Origin of the sequence: Novosphingobium lentum NBRC 107847 (assembly GCF_001590965.1) — a bacterium.
In the GTDB taxonomy this organism is placed as follows: Bacteria; Pseudomonadota; Alphaproteobacteria; order Sphingomonadales; family Sphingomonadaceae; genus Novosphingobium; species Novosphingobium lentum.
Genome location: NZ_BCTW01000014.1, coordinates 1 through 17,183 on the forward strand (window position 1 = coordinate 1; position 17,183 = coordinate 17,183).

19 protein-coding genes and 1 tRNA gene are annotated in these 17,183 nt (G+C 66.7%); 12 read left to right on the forward strand and 8 right to left on the reverse strand.

What is annotated here, in order from left to right:
* Positions 1-476 (forward strand): hypothetical protein (locus NL2_RS21445; protein ID WP_068076020.1); only part of this gene is annotated, 476 nt, incomplete at its 5' end.
* An 80-nt stretch (positions 477-556) separates the two neighbouring features.
* Here the strand turns inward: NL2_RS21445 and NL2_RS13195 are convergent.
* From NL2_RS13195 to NL2_RS13205, 3 genes are all read right to left on the reverse strand, one after another.
* Complete coding sequence (locus tag NL2_RS13195; RefSeq protein ID WP_068076022.1) at positions 557-1,774, reverse strand: cytochrome P450; 1,218 nt, start codon at positions 1,772-1,774, stop codon at positions 557-559.
* A complete protein-coding gene (locus NL2_RS13200; protein ID WP_068076024.1) occupies positions 1,771-2,124 on the reverse strand; it encodes a DUF2834 domain-containing protein in 354 nt (117 codons plus the stop codon). Before NL2_RS13200 ends, NL2_RS13195 begins: the two co-directional genes overlap by 4 nt.
* A 131-nt stretch (positions 2,125-2,255) precedes the next feature.
* Entirely contained in the window at positions 2,256-3,200 is a 945-nt protein-coding gene (locus NL2_RS13205) for an NAD(P)H-dependent flavin oxidoreductase (RefSeq protein WP_068076026.1), read from the reverse strand.
* A 242-nt stretch (positions 3,201-3,442) separates the two neighbouring features.
* Between NL2_RS13205 and NL2_RS13210 the strand changes: the two genes are divergently transcribed.
* The 9 genes from NL2_RS13210 to NL2_RS13250 all read left to right on the forward strand — a co-directional run bounded on the left by NL2_RS13210 (position 3,443) and on the right by NL2_RS13250 (position 12,563).
* Complete coding sequence (locus NL2_RS13210) at positions 3,443-4,375, forward strand: SDR family oxidoreductase (protein WP_068076256.1); 933 nt, start codon at positions 3,443-3,445, stop codon at positions 4,373-4,375.
* Complete coding sequence (locus NL2_RS13215) at positions 4,372-5,535, forward strand: acyl-CoA dehydrogenase family protein (RefSeq protein ID WP_068076030.1); 1,164 nt, start codon at positions 4,372-4,374, stop codon at positions 5,533-5,535. Before NL2_RS13210 ends, NL2_RS13215 begins: the two co-directional genes overlap by 4 nt.
* Positions 5,536-5,609: 74 nt before the next feature.
* The gene (locus NL2_RS13220) at positions 5,610-6,086 is read left to right on the forward strand and encodes a MarR family winged helix-turn-helix transcriptional regulator (RefSeq protein ID WP_068076032.1); all 477 of its coding nucleotides are present in this window, start codon (positions 5,610-5,612) and stop codon (positions 6,084-6,086) included.
* A 29-nt stretch (positions 6,087-6,115) separates the two neighbouring features.
* The gene (locus tag NL2_RS13225) at positions 6,116-6,874 is read left to right on the forward strand and encodes an SDR family NAD(P)-dependent oxidoreductase (protein WP_068076259.1); all 759 of its coding nucleotides are present in this window, start codon (positions 6,116-6,118) and stop codon (positions 6,872-6,874) included.
* Positions 6,875-6,876: 2 nt separating this feature from the next.
* Positions 6,877-7,308, forward strand: a complete 432-nt coding sequence (locus tag NL2_RS13230) for a PaaI family thioesterase (RefSeq protein ID WP_157083166.1) — start codon at positions 6,877-6,879, stop codon at positions 7,306-7,308.
* Positions 7,305-8,099 carry an enoyl-CoA hydratase-related protein gene (locus NL2_RS13235; protein ID WP_068076036.1) on the forward strand — a complete coding sequence of 265 codons (795 nt, stop codon included), beginning with the start codon at positions 7,305-7,307 and terminating at the stop codon, positions 8,097-8,099. The genes NL2_RS13230 and NL2_RS13235 overlap by 4 nt, the downstream gene beginning before the upstream one ends.
* A gap of 87 nt (positions 8,100-8,186) precedes the next feature.
* Positions 8,187-9,479 (forward strand): enoyl-CoA hydratase-related protein, encoded by a 1,293-nt coding sequence (locus NL2_RS13240; RefSeq protein WP_068076038.1) that lies wholly within the window; start codon positions 8,187-8,189, stop codon positions 9,477-9,479.
* Positions 9,480-9,671: 192 nt separating this feature from the next.
* Positions 9,672-10,052, forward strand: a complete 381-nt coding sequence (locus NL2_RS13245; protein WP_068076040.1) for a winged helix-turn-helix domain-containing protein — start codon at positions 9,672-9,674, stop codon at positions 10,050-10,052.
* Positions 10,053-10,145: 93 nt separating this feature from the next.
* Entirely contained in the window at positions 10,146-12,563 is a 2,418-nt protein-coding gene (locus NL2_RS13250) for a TonB-dependent receptor (RefSeq protein WP_068076042.1), read from the forward strand.
* Positions 12,564-12,835: 272 nt separating this feature from the next.
* Here the strand turns inward: NL2_RS13250 and NL2_RS13255 are convergent.
* From NL2_RS13255 to aguB, 3 genes are all read right to left on the reverse strand, one after another.
* Positions 12,836-12,911, reverse strand: a tRNA-Lys gene (locus NL2_RS13255).
* 11 nt (positions 12,912-12,922) lie between these two features.
* Positions 12,923-13,441, reverse strand: a complete 519-nt coding sequence (gene folK, locus NL2_RS13260; protein ID WP_068076044.1) for a 2-amino-4-hydroxy-6-hydroxymethyldihydropteridine diphosphokinase — start codon at positions 13,439-13,441, stop codon at positions 12,923-12,925.
* On the reverse strand, positions 13,438-14,307 hold the full coding sequence (gene aguB / locus NL2_RS13265) for an N-carbamoylputrescine amidase (protein ID WP_068076052.1): 870 nt from the start codon (positions 14,305-14,307) through the stop codon (positions 13,438-13,440). The genes folK and aguB overlap by 4 nt, the downstream gene beginning before the upstream one ends.
* A 154-nt stretch (positions 14,308-14,461) precedes the next feature.
* Here aguB and msrA point away from each other — a divergent pair, with 154 nt between their 5' ends.
* Positions 14,462-15,001, forward strand: coding sequence for a peptide-methionine (S)-S-oxide reductase MsrA (msrA, locus tag NL2_RS13270; RefSeq protein WP_068076056.1), 540 nt, complete (start codon positions 14,462-14,464; stop codon positions 14,999-15,001).
* A 132-nt stretch (positions 15,002-15,133) separates the two neighbouring features.
* On the opposite strand, the gene NL2_RS13275 is transcribed toward msrA, so the two are convergent.
* Positions 15,134-16,429: an RsmB/NOP family class I SAM-dependent RNA methyltransferase gene (locus NL2_RS13275; RefSeq protein ID WP_369405456.1), complete on the reverse strand. Its 1,296-nt coding sequence runs from the start codon at positions 16,427-16,429 to the stop codon at positions 15,134-15,136.
* Between the two features lie 111 nt (positions 16,430-16,540).
* On the opposite strand from NL2_RS13275, the gene NL2_RS20820 reads away from it, so the two are divergent.
* A complete protein-coding gene (locus NL2_RS20820) occupies positions 16,541-16,717 on the forward strand; it encodes a DUF1674 domain-containing protein (RefSeq protein ID WP_084356078.1) in 177 nt (58 codons plus the stop codon).
* Between the two features lie 16 nt (positions 16,718-16,733).
* Here NL2_RS20820 and NL2_RS13280 read toward each other — a convergent pair whose 3' ends face one another.
* Positions 16,734-17,168: a DUF4112 domain-containing protein gene (locus NL2_RS13280; protein WP_068076062.1), complete on the reverse strand. Its 435-nt coding sequence runs from the start codon at positions 17,166-17,168 to the stop codon at positions 16,734-16,736.
* Between the last annotated feature and the right edge of the window lie 15 nt (positions 17,169-17,183).

Below are 17,183 nucleotides of genomic sequence, written 5' to 3' on the forward strand. Positions count from 1 at the left end.
CCCGCCACTATGCCGAAAACGGCTTGCGCATCCGCATCGGGTTCGTCCTGTCGGTGGTGCTGGTGTGCCTCTACCTGCCGTGGACTGCGGTGCTGTCCGCGCGGATGCGGCGGATCGAGGGCGCCTCGCCGATGCTCACCTATCTCCAGCTGATCGGCGGCGCGCTGACGGTCATGGTCGTGTCGATGAGCGCGACGTTCTGGATCGCGGCGGCGTTCCGCCCCGAACGCAATCCCGAGATCACGCAGATGCTGCACGACATGGGCTGGCTCACCATCGACCAGCTCTATCTGTGCACGACGCTCCAGATGATCGCCGCCGCGATCGTCGGGCTGCATGACAAGGCGCCGAAGCCGATGCTGCCCAAATGGGCGTGCTGGTACGCGATCTGGGCCGGCCTGACGTTTTTGCCCGCCAGCCTCACCGCGTTCCTGAAAGGCGGCGTGTTCGCGTGGAACGGCGTGATGAGCTATTAATTCCCTTATTTCGCGTGGCTGAGCTGGTTCTCGATCGTCGCCTATTTCATCCTCGCCGCCATCGCCCGGGAGCGGCGCGGTCAATAGCGTTCGAGCGTGACCGGCAATGCCTCGAAGCCGTGGACGAAGCTTTGTGCGACGCGGATCGGCTCGCCCTCGACATGCACGCGCAGGCGTCGGCTCTGCAGTTCCTCGATCAGGATACGCACCTGCAATTCGGCCAGCCGCGCGCCGACGCAACGGTGCGCGCCGTAGCCGAACGCCAGATGGCGCCGGGCATTATCGCGCCTGAGGTCGAAGCGTTCGGCGTCGGCAAACACGCTTTCGTCGCGGTTGGCCGAGATGTACCACAGCACGACTTTGTCCCCGGCGCGGATGGTCTGGCCTGCCAGCTCGACATCGCGCACCGCGTTGCGCCGCATGTGCGCCAACGGGGTCTGCCAGCGGATCAATTCGGACACCGCGTTGTCGATCAGCCCGGGATCGGCTTCGAGCGCGGCGCGCTGGTCGGGGTATTGGTCCAGCGCAAACACCAGCCCGCTCATCGTGTTGCGCGTGGTGTCGTTGCCGCCGATCACCAGCAGCGTCAGCGCGCCGATGAATTCGTCCATGTCCATCGATCCGGTGACGTCTGAGCGGATCATCCGGCTGAGCAGGTCGGGTGCGGCATCACCAGCGATCCGTTCATCCCACAGCCGCTTGAAGTAATGCCCCATGTCGGCAAGATGGCCGAGGCGTTCGGCCTGCGCCGCTGGATCGTTGAACTGCTCGATGTTGCCCGCAACGTCGGACCAGAACGGCAGCAGCCGCCGATCGTCCCACGGAAAATCGAACAGCACGGCCAGCATCTGCGTGGTCAGTTCGATCGACACTTTATCGACCCAGTCGAAGCGTTCGCCCAGCGGCAGGGTATCGAGCAGCGCGCCGGCGCGGGCGCGGATATCGATCGACAGCCGGGCCATCTCGCTGGGCGTGAACGCGGGGGTGACGACCTTGCGCTGCGCCTGGTGTTCGGCCGCGTCCATGCGGATGAAATTGGGAAAGCCCGTGCCCGGCGGGCGTTCGGCGATGGTGATGCTGGTTACGCCGCTGCGCCAGCTCGAGGAAAACACCTCGGGCTGCGCCTCGACCTCGACAATGGTCTGGTAGGTCGAAACCGACCAGTACGGCCCGAACTTGCTGTCTTCCTGCCGGTGGACCGGGGCGTTCTCGCGCAGCCAGGCGAACGGCTCGCGCCAGCCGTCCTCGGCATAAAGCTCCGCCCGGCTGACGTCGAGGTCGAGCGTCGCGGCGGTCACGCGACTTGGCCCTGGCGCGCAAGGTGCCGCTCGCGCATCACCAGATAGAGCGGGAACGCAAAGCAGGTGCCAAGAAACGACAGCGCGAGGAAGATCCAGCCCCAGCGCGCACCCAGCCCGATCCGCGCGGCATCGCCCACCACCCAGATCATGAAGGTGATCCAGGCCACGACGATGTCGATGGTCAGGAACGCCGCGGCGTTGCCCGAGCGGTAGCTGTCGATGAAAAAGCTGGGCAAGTTCAGGATATTGCCGCCTTCCTGCATCCACGCAAAGGCGTGCGGCCAGACGGCCAGCAGCGATGCCACCGCGAACACGACGTACAAGGAATGCTTGGCTGTGGTCGGCATGGCATCGTCTCCCGTCGCGCAAGCCGGATCATCCGCTTGCGCTTGTTTTCCCCATGGTAAAGCCCGGCCAGCGCATCGGGGCAAGTGTCAATCGCGCCGGGAATTCCTTCGCCATGCAGCAGCCGCACGGTTCATGCAGGCATCCGCATTGCGGCACGCGCTGCCGCATAATCCTGCGCCAGCCAATCGATATAGTCGCCCGCCGGCTCCGCGCGGCGCACGGCACCGATGCCCTGCCCGGCGCTCCAGATTTCCTTCCACGCCCTGGCGTTGTCGCCACCGCCGTCGATGTTGATCGCCTTGCCTTCGGCCCGCTTGAGCTGCGCCGGATCAAGCCCGTTCTCGACCAGCGAGGGCCGCAGGAAATTGGCATCGACCCCGGTGAAGCAGTTGGTGGTGACGATGTCGGCGGCGGTGCCTTCCACGATCATGCGGCGGAACCCCGGCTGGGTATTGGCTTCGTCGCTGGCGAGGAACGGCGAACCGACATAGGCCAGATCGGCGCCCAGCACTTCGGCGGCGAGCACCGAGCGCCCGTTGGCGATGCACCCCGACAGCAGCAGCAGCCCATCCCACCACGCCCGGATTTCCTGGCACAACGCGAACGGTGACAAATCGCCGGTGTGCCCCCCGGCGCCTGCGCCCACGCCGATGATCCCGTCGACGCCGATCTCGGCGCATTTGCGCGCGTGGCGGTCCTTGATCACGTCCTGGAACACCAGGCTGCCGTTGGCCTGCAGCCGCGCCACCAGATCGCGATTGGCGGCCAGCGCCAGCACGACGATCGGCACTTTGTGGCGCAACACCACGTCAAGGTCCGCCTCGAGCCGCGAATTGCTGGCGTGGGCGACGAGGTTGATCGCATACGGCGCGTCGCCCACGGCTTCCCCGATCCTTGCAATATCGGCGTCCAGCGCCGCGCTCGACCGCGGGTTGAGCGCGGGCATCGACCCGATGATCCCGGCGCGGCATTGCGCGATAACCAGATCGGCGGTCGATGCGATGAACATCGGCCCGGCCATGACCGGCAACCGCAGTTTGCTCTTCAACAGCGCCGCCAGCGCCCTGCCCTTCATGCGTTGTCTCCGGCACGGTTCGCAGATGCCTTCGGATCGCGCCGACGACGCGGTAGATACCCGCCCACCGTATTGATGCCGCGCTTCATCGATCACCCCTCCGTCGTGCACCTGGGCTGACGCCCGGGCATTCATCGATGCGATGCTTGACACGCCCCGGCGTTTTTGTAAACAGGTTCACAATTGCTCGCAAGCCGGCAATGTATTTCCGCGGCACGGTGCCAGCGGTCTTTGGGGGCGGTATGAACCAGAAGCGGGACCTGTTTCGCGATGATGCGCTGGACGGCAAGGTCGTGCTCGTCACCGGTGGTGGCGGCGGTCTCGGCAAGGAGATCGCGCACGCGCTCGCCGGTCGCAAGGCCCGGGTCCACATCTGCGGCCGCCGGTTGGCGCTGCTCGAGGAAACTGCCGCCGAAATTGCAAAAGCAACCGGCGGAGAGGTCTTTGCCCACGCCTGCGACATTCGCGATGCCGATGCGGTCGACGCGATGGTCGACACGATCTGGCAGGACAAGCCGCTGACCGGCCTGGTCAACAATGCCGCCGCCAACTTCATCGCGCCGACCAAGGACCTGTCGGCGCGTGCCTTCCGGGCGGTGACATCGACGGTGATGGACGGCACGTTCCACGCGACGCTGTCGTGCGGCAAGCGCTGGATCCGCGACGGCCTGCCGGGTTCGGTCGTGTCCAACCTCACCACGTGGGTCTGGACCGGTTCGGCCTTCGTCGTGCCGTCGGCGATGGGCAAGGCCGCGGTCCACGCGATGACGATGAGCCTTGCCGCCGAATGGGGCGGCTATGGCATCCGGCTCAACGCCACCGCACCGGGACCGTTTCCGACCGAAGGCGCGTGGGACAAGCTCAACCCGATCCCCGACACGGTATCGTCGGCAACCAGCGCCGCGACCGTGCCGATGCGCCGCTTCGGGCAGATGGACGAACTGACCAACCTGATTACTTTCCTGCTCTCCGACGCGTGCGATTATCTCACCGGGCAGACTATCGCGATCGACGGCGGACAGCATCTCGCCGGACCGGGCACGTTCGCCGACCTCACCAATCTCACGCCCGAACAATGGCAGGCCGCGCGCGACAAGATCGCCGGTTCGGTGGCGAAGGAAAAGGCGCAGCGGCAAACGACCTCGCCTGCTGCCGACGGAGGATCCGCAGCATGATCGAACGCCAGCTGTTCAATGCCGAGCACGACATGTGGCGCGAAACCGTGCGCAAGTTCGTCGAAAAGGAAATCGTCCCGTTCCACGCCCAGTGGGAAAAGGACGGCATCGTCCCGCGCGAACTGTGGCTGAAGGCGGGCGAAGCAGGCATGCTTTGCTGCACCGTGCCCGAGGAATACGGCGGCCTGGGGCTCGATTACCTGTTCGACGTGGTGGTGTTCGAGGAGCTGTGGCGGGTGGGCGCCAGCGGCCCCGGCTTCCTGATCCACACCGACCTGGTCTCGACCTACATCCTCTCGTTCGGCACCGAGGAGCAGAAGCGCCACTGGCTGCCGAAAATGGTCACGGGTGAGGCGATCGGCTCGCTCGGCATGACCGAACCGCACGCCGGCAGCGATCTCAAGGCCATCCGCACCCGCGCCGAGCGCGACGGCGATGATTTCGTCATCAACGGCCAGAAGGTGTTCATTTCCAACGGCCAGATGTGCGACGTGCTGGTGCTGGCCACCAAGACCGACAGCAGCGCCGGGGCCAAGGGCGTGACGCTGTTCCTGGTCGATGCCAGCCTGCCCGGGTTCAAGCGCGGCCAGAACCTCGACAAGCTGGGGATGAAGGCGCAGGATACGTCCGAACTGTTCTTCGACAACTTGCGCGTGCCAGCCGGTGCGATGCTCGGGACCGAGGGCGGCGGCTTCCCGCTGATGATGACCAAGCTTTCGCAGGAACGGCTGGCGCAGGCGATCCGTTCGGCCACCGTGACCGAGACGATCATCGAATGGACGGTCGATTACACCGCTGAACGCCGCGCGTTCGACCAGTCGATCGCCGATTTCCAGAACACCCAGTTCGTGCTCGCCGATCTGAAAGCGCGCAGCGTGATGGCGCGCGTGTTTACCGACAAGTGCATCGAACTGTTCATGGCGGGCAAGCTCGATCCGGTCGATGCCGCCATGGCCAAGATGACCACGTCCGAACTGCATTGCGAAACCGCCGACAAGTGCCTGCAGTTGTTCGGGGGCTGGGGCTATATGTGGGAATATCCGATCGCCCGCGCCTATGCCGACGCGCGCATCGTCAAGATCGCGGGCGGTTCGATCGAGGTGATGAAGACGATCATTTCTCGCGACATGTTCAAGGGCCGGCTTGGCCGCACCCGGTGACGGTGCCCGTGGTTCCGCTTGCCTCCGACGCCGCAAAGTCCGACCGGGAGGGATCGCCTCCCGGAGTATCGCCTGTGCAGAAGAACCTCGACGCCAACCTTCGTTTCGGATTCCTGATCCACGACGTTTCGCGCCTGCGCCGCATCGTCGTCGACCGGGCGCTGAAGCCGCTCGGCATCACCCGCTCGCAATGGTGGGTGCTGGCCTTCCTGTCGCGCCGCGACGGCATGACCCAGACCGCGCTCGCCGCCGACCTAGATCTGACCAAGGTCGCGATCGGCGGGCTGATCGATCGCATGGAGACCGGTGGGTTCGTCGAACGCCGCGCCGATGAGCGCGATGCCCGTGCGCGCCGGGTCTACCTGACCCGCGCCGGCAAGCAACTGGTCGCCACGATCCGCGAGAACGTCGATGTCGTCGAAACCGACATCCTCTCGGCGGTCAGCGAAAACGAGCTCGACGATGCCGCGCGCTCGCTCGTGAAGATCAAGGCGCGGTTGCTCGAAATCGTCGGCAACGATGCCGAAAGCGGCCAGGACATCGAAACCTGACCGCAGGTTCAATTGGGATGGAGGATTTGGTGCAGGGATTGGCAGGCAAGGTCGCGATCGTCACGGGCGGCGGACAGGGTATCGGGCGGGCACTGGTGCTGCGGCTGGCGGCGGAAGGCTGCAAGGTCGCGATCTTCGACCTCAGCACTGAAGCAGGTGCCGAAACCGCAAAGCTCGCGGGCGATGCCGTGGTCAGGACGTGGCAGGTCGACGTCAGCGATCTGGCCGGTGTGGAAAAGGCCGTGGGTGAAGTCGAGGCGGACCTCGGCCCGATCTGGGTGCTGGTCAACAACGCCGGGTGGGATCGCCCGCAGCCGTTCCTGAAGACCACCCCGGAATTCTGGGACAAGGTCATCGCCATCAACCTGACCGGCAACCTCAACACGCACTTCGCCGTGGCGGGCCGTATGGTCGCCAATGGCGGCGGGCGGATCATCAACATCGCGTCCGACGCGGCCAAGGTCGGCACCGCGATGGAAGCGGTCTATTCGGCATGCAAGGGCGGCCTGATCAGCTTCACCAAGTCGATCGCGCGCGAATTGGCGCGCAAGAACGTGCTTGCCAACTGCGTCTGCCCGGGACCGACCAACACCCCGATGATGGCCGAAGTGGCCGGCACCGGTCCGGACGCGGAAAAGTGGAAGGCCTCGCTCGAACGCGGCATCCCGCTGGGCCGCATGGGTGAGCCCGAGGATTATGCCGGGATCGTCGCGCTGCTCGCCTCGGACGATGGCAAGTACATCACCGGCCAGGCCATCTCGGTCTCCGGCGGAATGAACATGGTCTGAGAGTGACGGACGGGCAGCAGCAGCACCCCCCCATTGCCGGTGACTGGCAAGCGGGGGAGGTGACCGCCACCGGGCCTTGGACGGTCGGTCAACTGTCGATCGACTGGGCCACGCACCGCTATGCCCTGTGCATCGAGGAACGGCATTGCAACGCGACCGGCGTGATGAACGGTGGGGCCATGGCGACCTTCCTCGATGGCCAGGCGTTCGTGGTCATCAACGACAAGCTGCACGACTACCACCGGCCCACGATTTCGCTGAGCGTCGACTTGCTGGCCCCGACGCTGGTCGGCGATTGGCTGGTGGCCGAAGTCACCTTGGTCAAGATCACGCGCAGCATGATCGTGACCCAGGCGCTGGCGAAAGTCGGCGACCGTGTCGTCGCCCGGTCCAATGCCATCTATAGCAATACCCAGAGAAAGGACGCGCCATGAGCGGCACCCCCCAGTTCGAAGACATCCTTTATGAAGTGCGCGGCCGCGCCGCGTGGATCATCATCAACCGCCCCAAGCTGTACAACGCGTTCCGCGCGCAGACGATCGAGGAACTGATCGCCGCGTTCAAGCTGGCGGCCGACGACAAGGGCGTATCGAGCGTCGTGCTGACCGGCGCAGGCGACAAGGCGTTCTGCACCGGCGGCGATCAAAGCGCCAAGGATGGCCAGTACGACGGACGCGGCATCGTCGGCCTGCCGATCGACGAGTTCCAGTCGGTCATCCGCGACATTCCCAAGCCTGTCATCGCCCGCGTCAACGGCTTTGCCATCGGCGGCGGCAATGTCTTCGCGACGCTGTGCGATCTGACCATCGCGGCCGATACGGCCAAGTTCGGCCAGGTCGGTCCCAAGGTCGGCTCGGTCGATGCCGGCTGGGGTACCGCGTTCCTCGCCCGCCATGTGGGTGACAAGAAGGCGCGCGAGATCTGGTTCCTGAACCTGCAGTATTCGGCGCAGGAAGCGCTGGAAATGGGACTCGTCAACAAGGTCGTCCCGGCCGCCGAGCTCGATGCGGCGGTCGATGAATGGACCGAAATGCTGGGTCAGCGCTCGCCCACGGCGATTGCCCTCGCCAAGCGCAGCTTCAATGCCGACAGCGACAACATTCGCGGCATTTCGATGCTGGCGCTCAATTCGGTGAAGCTGTTCTACGATACCGAGGAATCGAAGGAAGGCATGCGCGCCTTCCAGGAAAAGCGCGCGCCGGACTTCCACAAGTACGTCAAGTAAGCCCATCCGGGCGCGGGGGACACGGGCGATGCACGCCCGGCCCCCTCGCGCCCGGATCGCCCGGCACATCCGCGTCGAGGACATCGCATGACCCAAATCGAGCCCCCGGTGCTGCCGCAGCTCACGCAGTTCCGCGTCGAACCGCAGGCCAGTGGCCTCGTCCACCTCGTGTTCGATTGCCCCGATCGTTCGATGAACGTGTTTTCGAACAAGGCGATCCACGAACTGGGCGCGTTCGCCGAGTGGCTGCATGGCAGCGACGCGCGCGGCGTCGTGGTCCGGTCGGGCAAGGCCAGCGGGTTCTGCGCGGGCGCCGATCTTACCGAGCTGGGCGTGGCCTACGACATGATCGTCGCGGCTCCGCCTGCCGACCGCTTCGACATCGCCTTCAACCACTTTTTTCCGCTCAGCCACGCGCTGCGCCGGCTCGAAACCGCCGGCAAGCCGGTTGCCGCAGCGATTGCCGGGGTAGCGCTGGGCGGCGGCTGCGAGCTGGCACTGGCTTGTCACTATCGCGTGGTGACCAGCTCGCCACGCGCCATTATCGGCCTTCCCGAATGCGCGGTCGGACTGCTGCCGGGCGGCGGCGGCACCCAGCGCATGCCGCGCCTCGTCGGGGTCGACCTCGGGCTCGACGTGCTGCTCAAGGGAACGAACCTGGATGGCACCGCCGCCGTCGCGGCGGGCTTGGCCGACGTCGTGGTCGAACCGGGCGAGGACGTCGCAGCCGCTGAAGCCTGGCTGTTGTCGGCCGCCGCGCACGCCCGCCAGCCGTGGGACGCGCCCGACGCGACGCCGCTGGCCCACGCCAGCTACGCCTCTTCGCTGCTGCGCGAACGCACGCGCGAGCTGGCGCGGATGCTGGGCCACGAACCGGCGCCGCTGGCCATTCTCGATTGTATCGAATTCGGCCTGATGCAGCCGTTCGACGGGGCCATTCGTGCCGAAATGTCGGTGTTTGCGCGGCTGATCCAGCGGCCAGAGCCGCGCAACATGATCCGCACGATGTTCCTGGGTAAACAGGCCAGCGACAAGGCTCGGCGCAGCGGAGACGTTGCGCCGCAGGTCCAGGCTGCTGTGGACGCCGCAAGCGGATTGGTGCGCGAAGCAGCCGCCATCAGTCCGATCCTGGTGAGCGCGGGGTTCCTGCGCGGTACGGATCAGAGCGCGCCGGTCCAGCCTGCAGTCGCTGCAGATTACTGGTTCCGTTCGCATAGCGAGGCCGCAGCCGCCATGCGCACTTTGGCACAGCCACTCGCCGGGATCGTCGCGTCGCTGTCCGACGACGACCGTCTGCAGGTCGATTTCAAGGTGTGCGAGGCAGGGGTCATTCCGGCCTATCTCGGCGGCGTTTCGGGCCTGATTGCAGCCCTGACCTGACAGCGAGCCACGCCCGGTCGCTACAGAAATTGGTCCCGATCAGCGCATGCGACCGGTTCGCTGGTCGCGTGTCCGGGCTTCGGTCCGGCGCCGTCGATGGCGCGGACGAAGCGATCGCAGACCTTGCCTTGGTCTAAGGCGACGGGGTAACCGGTTTGATCGAAACCAACGACGTGATGATCGGGAAATGACATGCGTGTCGGGCCACTGAAGCTCAAGATCCAGCTGATCTGCGGCGACGAGATCGCCATGGGACCGGGCAAGGCGGACGTACTCGAAGCCATCGACCGCGAAGGCTCGATCTCGGCGGCGGGGCGGGCGCTGGGCATGAGCTATCGCCGGACCTGGCTGCTGGTCGATGAGATGAACCGGTGCTTTTCCGAAAAGGTCGTGGAGACGCATCAGGGCGGCCGCCACGATCGCGGCGCCGAATTGACCGAGCCCGGCCGCGCTGTGCTTGCTGCTTACCGGGCACTGGAAAAACAGGCGGGCCGGATTGCCCGCAGCCCGGAGAATTCGCAACTGGCGGCCGCCCTGCGCGACCAGCCGCTTCCCGCCAAATCCGACGTGTGATTGCGCGCAAGCCGTTTCCCAGCCTTTCCTCGCATGCCCTTATCTATATACGATGAGATATATCGAATCGGGCATGCGGGGAAGTTCGGACTCATGCATCACAACTTTATCCCAGCGGCGACGGTCGGATTTGCGCTGGCTCTGGCGGTGTCCGCAGTCGCATCTCCCGCCCGCGCCGGAACGGCTGGGAACGAGATCGAACCCGGCGCAGCGCCTGCGGCCGATGCTGGCGATGCTGGCGACGGCGCCATCGTGATCGTCACCGCGCGCCGCCGGGCAGAGGATGCGCAGACCGTCCCGGCGGCGCTGTCGGTGGTCGGCGGGGCGCTGCTCGACCGGTCGTACACGGTGAACACCCAGCAGCTGTCGCAGCTCGTGCCCGCGCTCAACTACAGTTCGGCCAACCCGCGCAACACTGCCTTCACCATCCGTGGATTGGGCAGCAGCGTGGTCGCGGTGAGCCAGGCCAACGACGGGCTGGAACCCGGCGTCGGGTTCTATGTCGATCAGGTCTATCACGCGCGGCCCGCCACCGCCGCGTTCGACTTTGCCGATCTCGATCAGGTCGAGGTGCTGCGCGGGCCGCAGGGCACGTTGTTCGGCAAGAACAGCACCGCCGGCGCGATCAACATCACCACCCGCGCGCCCACGTTCACGCCCGAGGCGAGCCAGGAATTCTCCTACGGCAGCAACAACTTCGCGCAGGCCAGGGTTGCGGCGTCGGGGCCGCTGGTGGGTGACACTCTGGCGGGCCGCATCTCGGGCGTGGTCACCCGCCGCGATGGGGTGATCGACAACGTCCGCACCGGCCAGGCCAACAACCTGATCGGCAACCAGGCGGTGCGCGGCCAGTTGCTGTTCAAGCCCTCGGCCACCTTCCAGCTCAAGCTGTCGGCCGATTTCACCAACTTCCAGAGCGACTGCTGCACGCAAGTGTTCCTGCGCGTGGCGCCCACGCTCAAGTCGGCGGCGCGCCAGTATCCGGCGTTGGCCGCGCATTTCGGCTACGTGCCGCCCAGCCTCAATCCTTATGACCGGGTGACCGACATCGATGCGCCGATCGGGGTCAAGACCAGCGAGGGCGGCGTGGCCGCAATCGCCGACTGGACCATCGGCGGCGCGACGCTGACTTCGGTCAGCGCGTGGCGATTCTGGAACTGGGACGCCGCGAACGACCGCGATTACACCGGGCTGCCGATCCAGACCACGCAGCACATCCCCTCGCGGCAGGACCAGTACAGCCAGGAACTGCGCATCGCCTCGAACGGCAGCGGTCCGTTCACGTATGTCGGCGGGCTCTACTTCTTCCACCAGCGCGTCACCGGGCGGCCGATCTCGATCTACGGGGCCGACGCGGCCTATTGGCTGATCGGGCCGACTACCGGCACCGCGCCCAACACCATCACCGTGCCCGCCAACCTGCTGGATGGCTACGGCACCGATGGCCATACCGATTTCCGCTCGAGCAGCTACGCCGCGTTCGGCGAGGTCAACTGGCGCCCGCTGTCGCGCCTGACACTCACCGGCGGCCTGCGCTATACTTACGAACGCAAGAGCGGCACATACGACACGTTCGTGTTCGGCGGGCCGGTGGTGAAGGACGCGCGGCTGATCGCGGCGCAACTGTCCATCCTGCGCGGCCAGACTTATGCGGCCAAAGTCAACGGCGGCGCGCTCACCGGGCGCGCCAACATCGCCTACCAGCTGACCGACGCGGTGATGGGCTATGCCAGCTTCGCGCGCGGCGCCAAGTCGGGCGGCATCAACATGTCGGGCCTGCCACTCAACGATGCCAACCAGCCCGCGCTGGGCACGGCGGTGGTCCGCCCCGAACAGAACACCGCCTACGAGGCAGGGCTCAAGACCAGCCTGTTCGATCGGCGGCTGACCTTCAACATCGACGGGTTCTACACCCGCGTCACCGATTTCCAGACCAACGTCACCGACACCGGGGCGGCGGTCGCGCTGCGCACCTACCTGGCCAACATCCCCAAGGTCACCGTGCGCGGGTTCGAGGCCGATGCCACCGCCGCGATCACACGCCGGTTCTCGCTGCGCGCATCGGTCGCCTATGCCGATGGTCGTTACGATTCCTACCCCGCCGGGCCGTGCCCGATCGAGGCGATCGGCAGCGGCACGGCAGCCTGCAACCTCAGCGGACGCGCACTGCCCAGCCTGCCCAAGTGGTCGATGACGCTGGGCAGTGATTACGAACAACCCGTCGCCGCATTGCGCGGCAGCATGCTGCTCCACGCCGATCTCAACAGCCGCACCAGGCAATTCGGCGACCCCACCGGCTCGGCCTACACCGTGATCGGCGGCTACACCATGGTCAACGGCAGCATCGGCTATCGCTCGGACAAAGGCTGGGAACTGGCGGTGTTCGCGCGCAACCTGTTCGACCGCGACTATATCCAGAACGTGACGATCCAGGCGGGCAATTCGGGCCTGATCCTGGGCACACCAAGCGATCCGCGCGTGGTCGGCGTGACGTTCCGCGCGCGGGAGTGATTTTAGGGCCGGGCAGTTTGCAACGCGCCCCGCGCGTCGGTCCGGCTACGCTGCGATAAGCGCGTACTGCGCGCCCAGCGGCACGGCGGCCAACGCCGGTTCAAGGCCGCGCAGCATCCGCAAAAAAGCCCGGGAAGAACATCTTGTACTGGATCGCGGGATTGCCGAACCCGGCCGCCCTCGCCCGCCGGCGCATTTCGGGCGCCGAGATCAGCACGGCATGTTCGTCGAACGGGCCCGGCGCGCCGACTTGTTCGGCAAAGGTTTATTTGTGGTGAGCCCTGCTGGGTTCGAACCAGCGACCTACTGATTAAAAGTCAGTTGCTCTACCGACTGAGCTAAGGGCCCCCACCGACGCGTCACCTAGGGGCGCGGCTGGTGCGGGTCAAGCGCACGCGAAGATGTGTCAGCGTCAGGCCGGTTTGCGGATCGCGCCAGCGCCGTGCGATGGCTTCGGCGGGATCCAGCACGAAGCGGCGCTGGCGGAACGCCGGGTGCGGGATCGATAGACTGCGCGATTGCCAGCTCCCCCCGCTCCACAGCACGATATCGAGATCGAGCACCCGCGCAGACCATCTCCGGCCGCGACGGCGGCGACCGAACGCGGCTTCGGTCTGCTGGAGCAGGGCGAGCAGCGCCGGTGGATCGCGATCCGTGGCGATCACCGCTGCGCCATTGGCATAGCACCGCCGCGACGGGCCCAGCGGCGCGCTGGCGATGATCGGGCCGACCCGTTCGACCACGAGGCCGCCGTGCTCCAGAGCCGCCAGCGCCGCCGCCAGCACGCGCGGCGGCAGCCCGTGGCGCGGGTGCCGCACGTTGGAGCCGAGCGCGATCAGGTAGCGCTGGCGGGCCCCGCCACGATACCCTGCGCTCAAATGTCCTGCACCAGGCGGGTGTAGAGTTCGGGCCGGCGATCGCGGAAAAAGCCCATGCCCGCACGGTGGCGCGCGGCGGCGGCCAGATCGAGCGTCGCGGTCAGCGCGCCGGTTTCGTCGCAGCCGTATTCGCCCAGAAAATCGCCCCACTGGTCGGCGATGAAGCTGTGCCCGTAGAAGCGCTGGCCGCCTAGTCCGTCCCCGACACTCTCGGTGCCGATGCGGTTGGCGGCGACCACCGGCATGCAGTTCGACGCGGCGTGGCCGATCATCGCCCGGCGCCAGATGCGGCTGGTGTCGAAATCGGCGTCGTACGGTTCGGAGCCGATCGCGGTGGGATAGAACAGCACTTGCGCGCCCATCAGCGCCATTGCCCGCGCGCATTCGGGATACCACTGGTCCCAGCACACGCCCACGCCGATGCGCGTGCCGAACACGTCCCACACCTTGAACCCGGTGTTGCCGGGGCGGAAATAGTACTTTTCCTCATACCCCGGCCCATCGGGGATGTGGCTTTTGCGATACGTCCCGAGAATCTCGCCCCCCGCGTCGATCATCGCCAGCGTGTTGTAGTAATGCTGGCCGTCACGCTCGAAAAAGCTGGTCGGGATGGCGACCTTCAGGCTGCGCGCCAGCCGCTGCATTTCGCGGACCGAGGCGCTCTGTTCGAGCGGCTGCGCCAGCGCGAACAGCGCCTCGTCCTCGATCGTGCAGAAGTAGGGCCCGGCGAACAGTTCGGGCGGCAGGATCACTTGCGCGCCCGCTGCGGCCGCCTGTTCGACCAGCGCCGCAACCGCGCCGATATTGTCCGCTTCATCGGCGGCATGGAGCGCCAGTTGCAGCGCGGAAACCGTAAGCGTCGTCATGCGCGCGCTCTAGCCGAGCGTTGTGGCCCGCGCCAGCGCCGGTACGACATTTGATCCGATATGGCCCGAACCGGACAAATGTGCGGGGGCTCCCGGTGACAAGATGCGTGCCAATACCTATCTTCCCCGCAACAATTCCGAAGGAACCCACGGCATGGAACAGGCAATTTTCGCAGGTGGCTGCTTCTGGTGCACCGAGGCGGTGTTTCGCGACCTGATCGGCGTGAGCGCGGTGGAAAGCGGCTATATCGGCGGCAAAGGCGCGAACCCGACCTACAAGCAGGTCTGTTCGGGCCAGACCGGGCACGCCGAGGCGATCCGCGTGACGTTCGATCCCGCGCAGATCTCGTACGGCGACCTGCTCGACATCCATTTCGCCACGCACGACCCGACGCAGCTCAATCGCCAGGGCAACGACGTGGGCACGCAGTATCGCTCGGCGATCTTCCCGCTGGATGACGATCAGCGCGCCGAGGCGGTGGCCGGCATCGCCCGCGCCTCTGCCGACCGCACTCAGCCGGTGGTCACCACCATCGAGGGTCCGGCAACGTGGTATCCGGCAGAAGATTACCATCAGGAATATTGGGAAGGCGAAGGCCAGCGCAATCCCTATTGCCTGGCGGTGATCCCGCCCAAGCTGCTGAAGCTGCGCAAAAGCTTCGCCGATCGCCTCAAGGCTTCGGCGACAACGTGAGGCTGTTATGAAATGGCGTCGTCCCGGGCTTGACCCGGGACCGCTGGCGTTCATCCGCGACGACAGGCCCAAGCGCCAGCGGTCCCGGATCAAGTCCGGGACGACGTAAGTATCAAGCTTGGGGCGAAGGTATTACTCGCGCGTCCACCGCGCGGCGAAGAATCCGTCGATCCCACCCGCGTCGGACATCATGCCGGGATCGCTGCGCAGCCAGCCTTGTTCGGTCGGAACGAGTCCATCCGGCAATTCATCGGCGGCGATCGGGGAGGACACCAACCCCGGCGCGGCGCTTTGCGCGCGCGCTTCGCTTTCCTCCGGCTCCATCGAGCAGACCGCGTAGACCAGCTGCCCGCCCGGCACGACCCAGCGCGCGGCGTCGTCGAACATCGCCGATTGCAACTTCACCAGTTCGGCCAGCGCGGGCGAGCGATGGAGCACGTCGGGGTGGCGGCGGCAGGTGCCGGTGGCGCTGCATGGGGCATCGACCAGCACCGCGTCGAACGGCGCCTCAGGCTCCCAGCGCAGCACATCGGCAGCGATGACCTCCGCCGCCAACCCGGTCCGCGCGAGATTGGCGCGCAACAGATCCAGCCGCCGCGCCGACTTGTCGAGCGCGGTGACGTTCCAGCCAGCCGCCGCCAGCTGCAGCGTCTTGCCGCCCGGCGCGGCGCACAGATCGAGCACGCGGCGGCCCTCACCCGCTCCGAGCAGGCGCGCTGGCAGGCTCGCCGCCAGATCCTGCACCCACCAGCCGCCCTCGGCAAAACCGGCCATCGCCTCGACCGATCCTGCGCGCGCGATGCGCAAGTGGCCCGGCATCAGCGAAGTGCCGCCCAGCCGTTCCTGCCACACCGCCGTCTCGCCCGGATCGCGCAACGTCAGGTCGAGCGGTGGGGCCTGGGCCAGTCCGGCCGCGATTGCTTCGGTCCGGCCGGGCCAGGCCTGCGCCCAGCGCAGCGCGGTGGCGGCCGGCAGCGTGGGTGCGGCGGGCAGTCCGGTGCCTTCGCGCAGGACGGCGGAAAACACGCCATGCGCCAGCCGGCGCGGTCCGCCCTGCAGCAGCGGCAGTCCGGTGGCGACCACCGCGTGGCCCGGCAGGCCCAGACGCAACGCCTGCGCCAGCATCAGCTGCAGCACCGCGCGCGCCTTGGCATCGTGGGGCAGCGGCTGGCGCGTGGCGGCATCGATCAGCCTGTCGAGATCGGCCAGCCAGCGCAGCGCCTCGCTGGCGATGGCGATGGCGAGCTGGCGATCGTCGCCGCGCTCGATCCCGCGCAGGATCGGCGGCGCGGCCTGATCGAGCGGTTCGCCGCGGCGCAGCACCGCATCGAGCATCCGCAACGCGGCGCGGCGGGCGGGCAGGCCGGCGGGATCATCCGAACCCGGTGCGGGGGGGGAAGCGGCGGGATTGGGGGGAGTGGCAGCCATCGCGACGCGCTATCGGCGCTGGCGGACAGTTTGGCAAATGCGGCGGGAGGAGCGCGGTGATTTCACCCGGAGCCGATTGCATCTGCGCGCGCGCGGGCGCATTCTGCGGCGATGGACAATCCCACTCCCCGCGCCACCACGCGTCCTGCCGGGTTCACCCGCCCGGCCCACTGGACCAACGATCCCGCGCCGTCGCCCGTCGCGATCCAGCCGCAGGACGATCCCGACGGTCTCGATCCCACACGCTTCGGTGACTGGGAACGCAACGGGATCGCGATCGACTTTTAGTCCTGCGGGCGAAGGGCTACCCTTGCACCACCGTGCTGGTGGCGGGGTGATGCTTGTCCAGATGGCGCTTGATGATCTTCAGGTTGCGGGTGTTCGAGCGGAACATGAAGTCGAGCGCATCGCCCACCAGCGGCACCAGCCCGATCATCGCGTCGAACCCGACATTGCCCGCCATGCGCCACAGCTTCCAGCGCGGCATGCCCAGGTTGCGGGCTTCCCACACCAGCCAGGCGCCCATCGCGGCGGTGACGAAATCGCCGGCCACCGGGATCAGCCCGACAATCGCATCGAGCCCGATCGGGCGGTTGATGCCGGGGATCACGAACAGCCCTTCGAGCAGGCGCTCCATCGCCTCGATCCGCTGGCGAATGGCGGCGGGATCGTTGCCGAGGCCGGGCAATTCGATGCCCATCCGCTCGACCCGGGATTTTGCTGCACTGGCTTCGACCATGATGTCCGACTTTCC

What these genes read in the sequence shown, in the direction of transcription:
- NL2_RS13240 (WP_068076038.1), top strand. Translation starts at nt 8,187, where the DNA reads ATGACCCAAATCGAGCCCCCGGTGCTGCCGCAGCTCACGCAGTTCCGC.
- aguB (WP_068076052.1), bottom strand. Translation starts at nt 14,307, where the DNA reads ATGACGACGCTTACGGTTTCCGCGCTGCAACTGGCGCTCCATGCCGCC.
- NL2_RS13245 (WP_068076040.1), top strand. Translation starts at nt 9,672, where the DNA reads ATGCGTGTCGGGCCACTGAAGCTCAAGATCCAGCTGATCTGCGGCGAC.
- NL2_RS13210 (WP_068076256.1), top strand. Translation starts at nt 3,443, where the DNA reads ATGAACCAGAAGCGGGACCTGTTTCGCGATGATGCGCTGGACGGCAAG.
- NL2_RS13235 (WP_068076036.1), top strand. Translation starts at nt 7,305, where the DNA reads ATGAGCGGCACCCCCCAGTTCGAAGACATCCTTTATGAAGTGCGCGGC.
- NL2_RS13250 (WP_068076042.1), top strand. Translation starts at nt 10,146, where the DNA reads ATGCATCACAACTTTATCCCAGCGGCGACGGTCGGATTTGCGCTGGCT.
- msrA (WP_068076056.1), top strand. Translation starts at nt 14,462, where the DNA reads ATGGAACAGGCAATTTTCGCAGGTGGCTGCTTCTGGTGCACCGAGGCG.
- NL2_RS13200 (WP_068076024.1), bottom strand. Translation starts at nt 2,124, where the DNA reads ATGCCGACCACAGCCAAGCATTCCTTGTACGTCGTGTTCGCGGTGGCA.
- NL2_RS13275 (WP_369405456.1), bottom strand. Translation starts at nt 16,429, where the DNA reads ATGGCTGCCACTCCCCCCAATCCCGCCGCTTCCCCCCCCGCACCGGGT.
- NL2_RS13215 (WP_068076030.1), top strand. Translation starts at nt 4,372, where the DNA reads ATGATCGAACGCCAGCTGTTCAATGCCGAGCACGACATGTGGCGCGAA.
- NL2_RS20820 (WP_084356078.1), top strand. Translation starts at nt 16,541, where the DNA reads ATGGACAATCCCACTCCCCGCGCCACCACGCGTCCTGCCGGGTTCACC.
- NL2_RS13280 (WP_068076062.1), bottom strand. Translation starts at nt 17,168, where the DNA reads ATGGTCGAAGCCAGTGCAGCAAAATCCCGGGTCGAGCGGATGGGCATC.
- NL2_RS13205 (WP_068076026.1), bottom strand. Translation starts at nt 3,200, where the DNA reads ATGAAGGGCAGGGCGCTGGCGGCGCTGTTGAAGAGCAAACTGCGGTTG.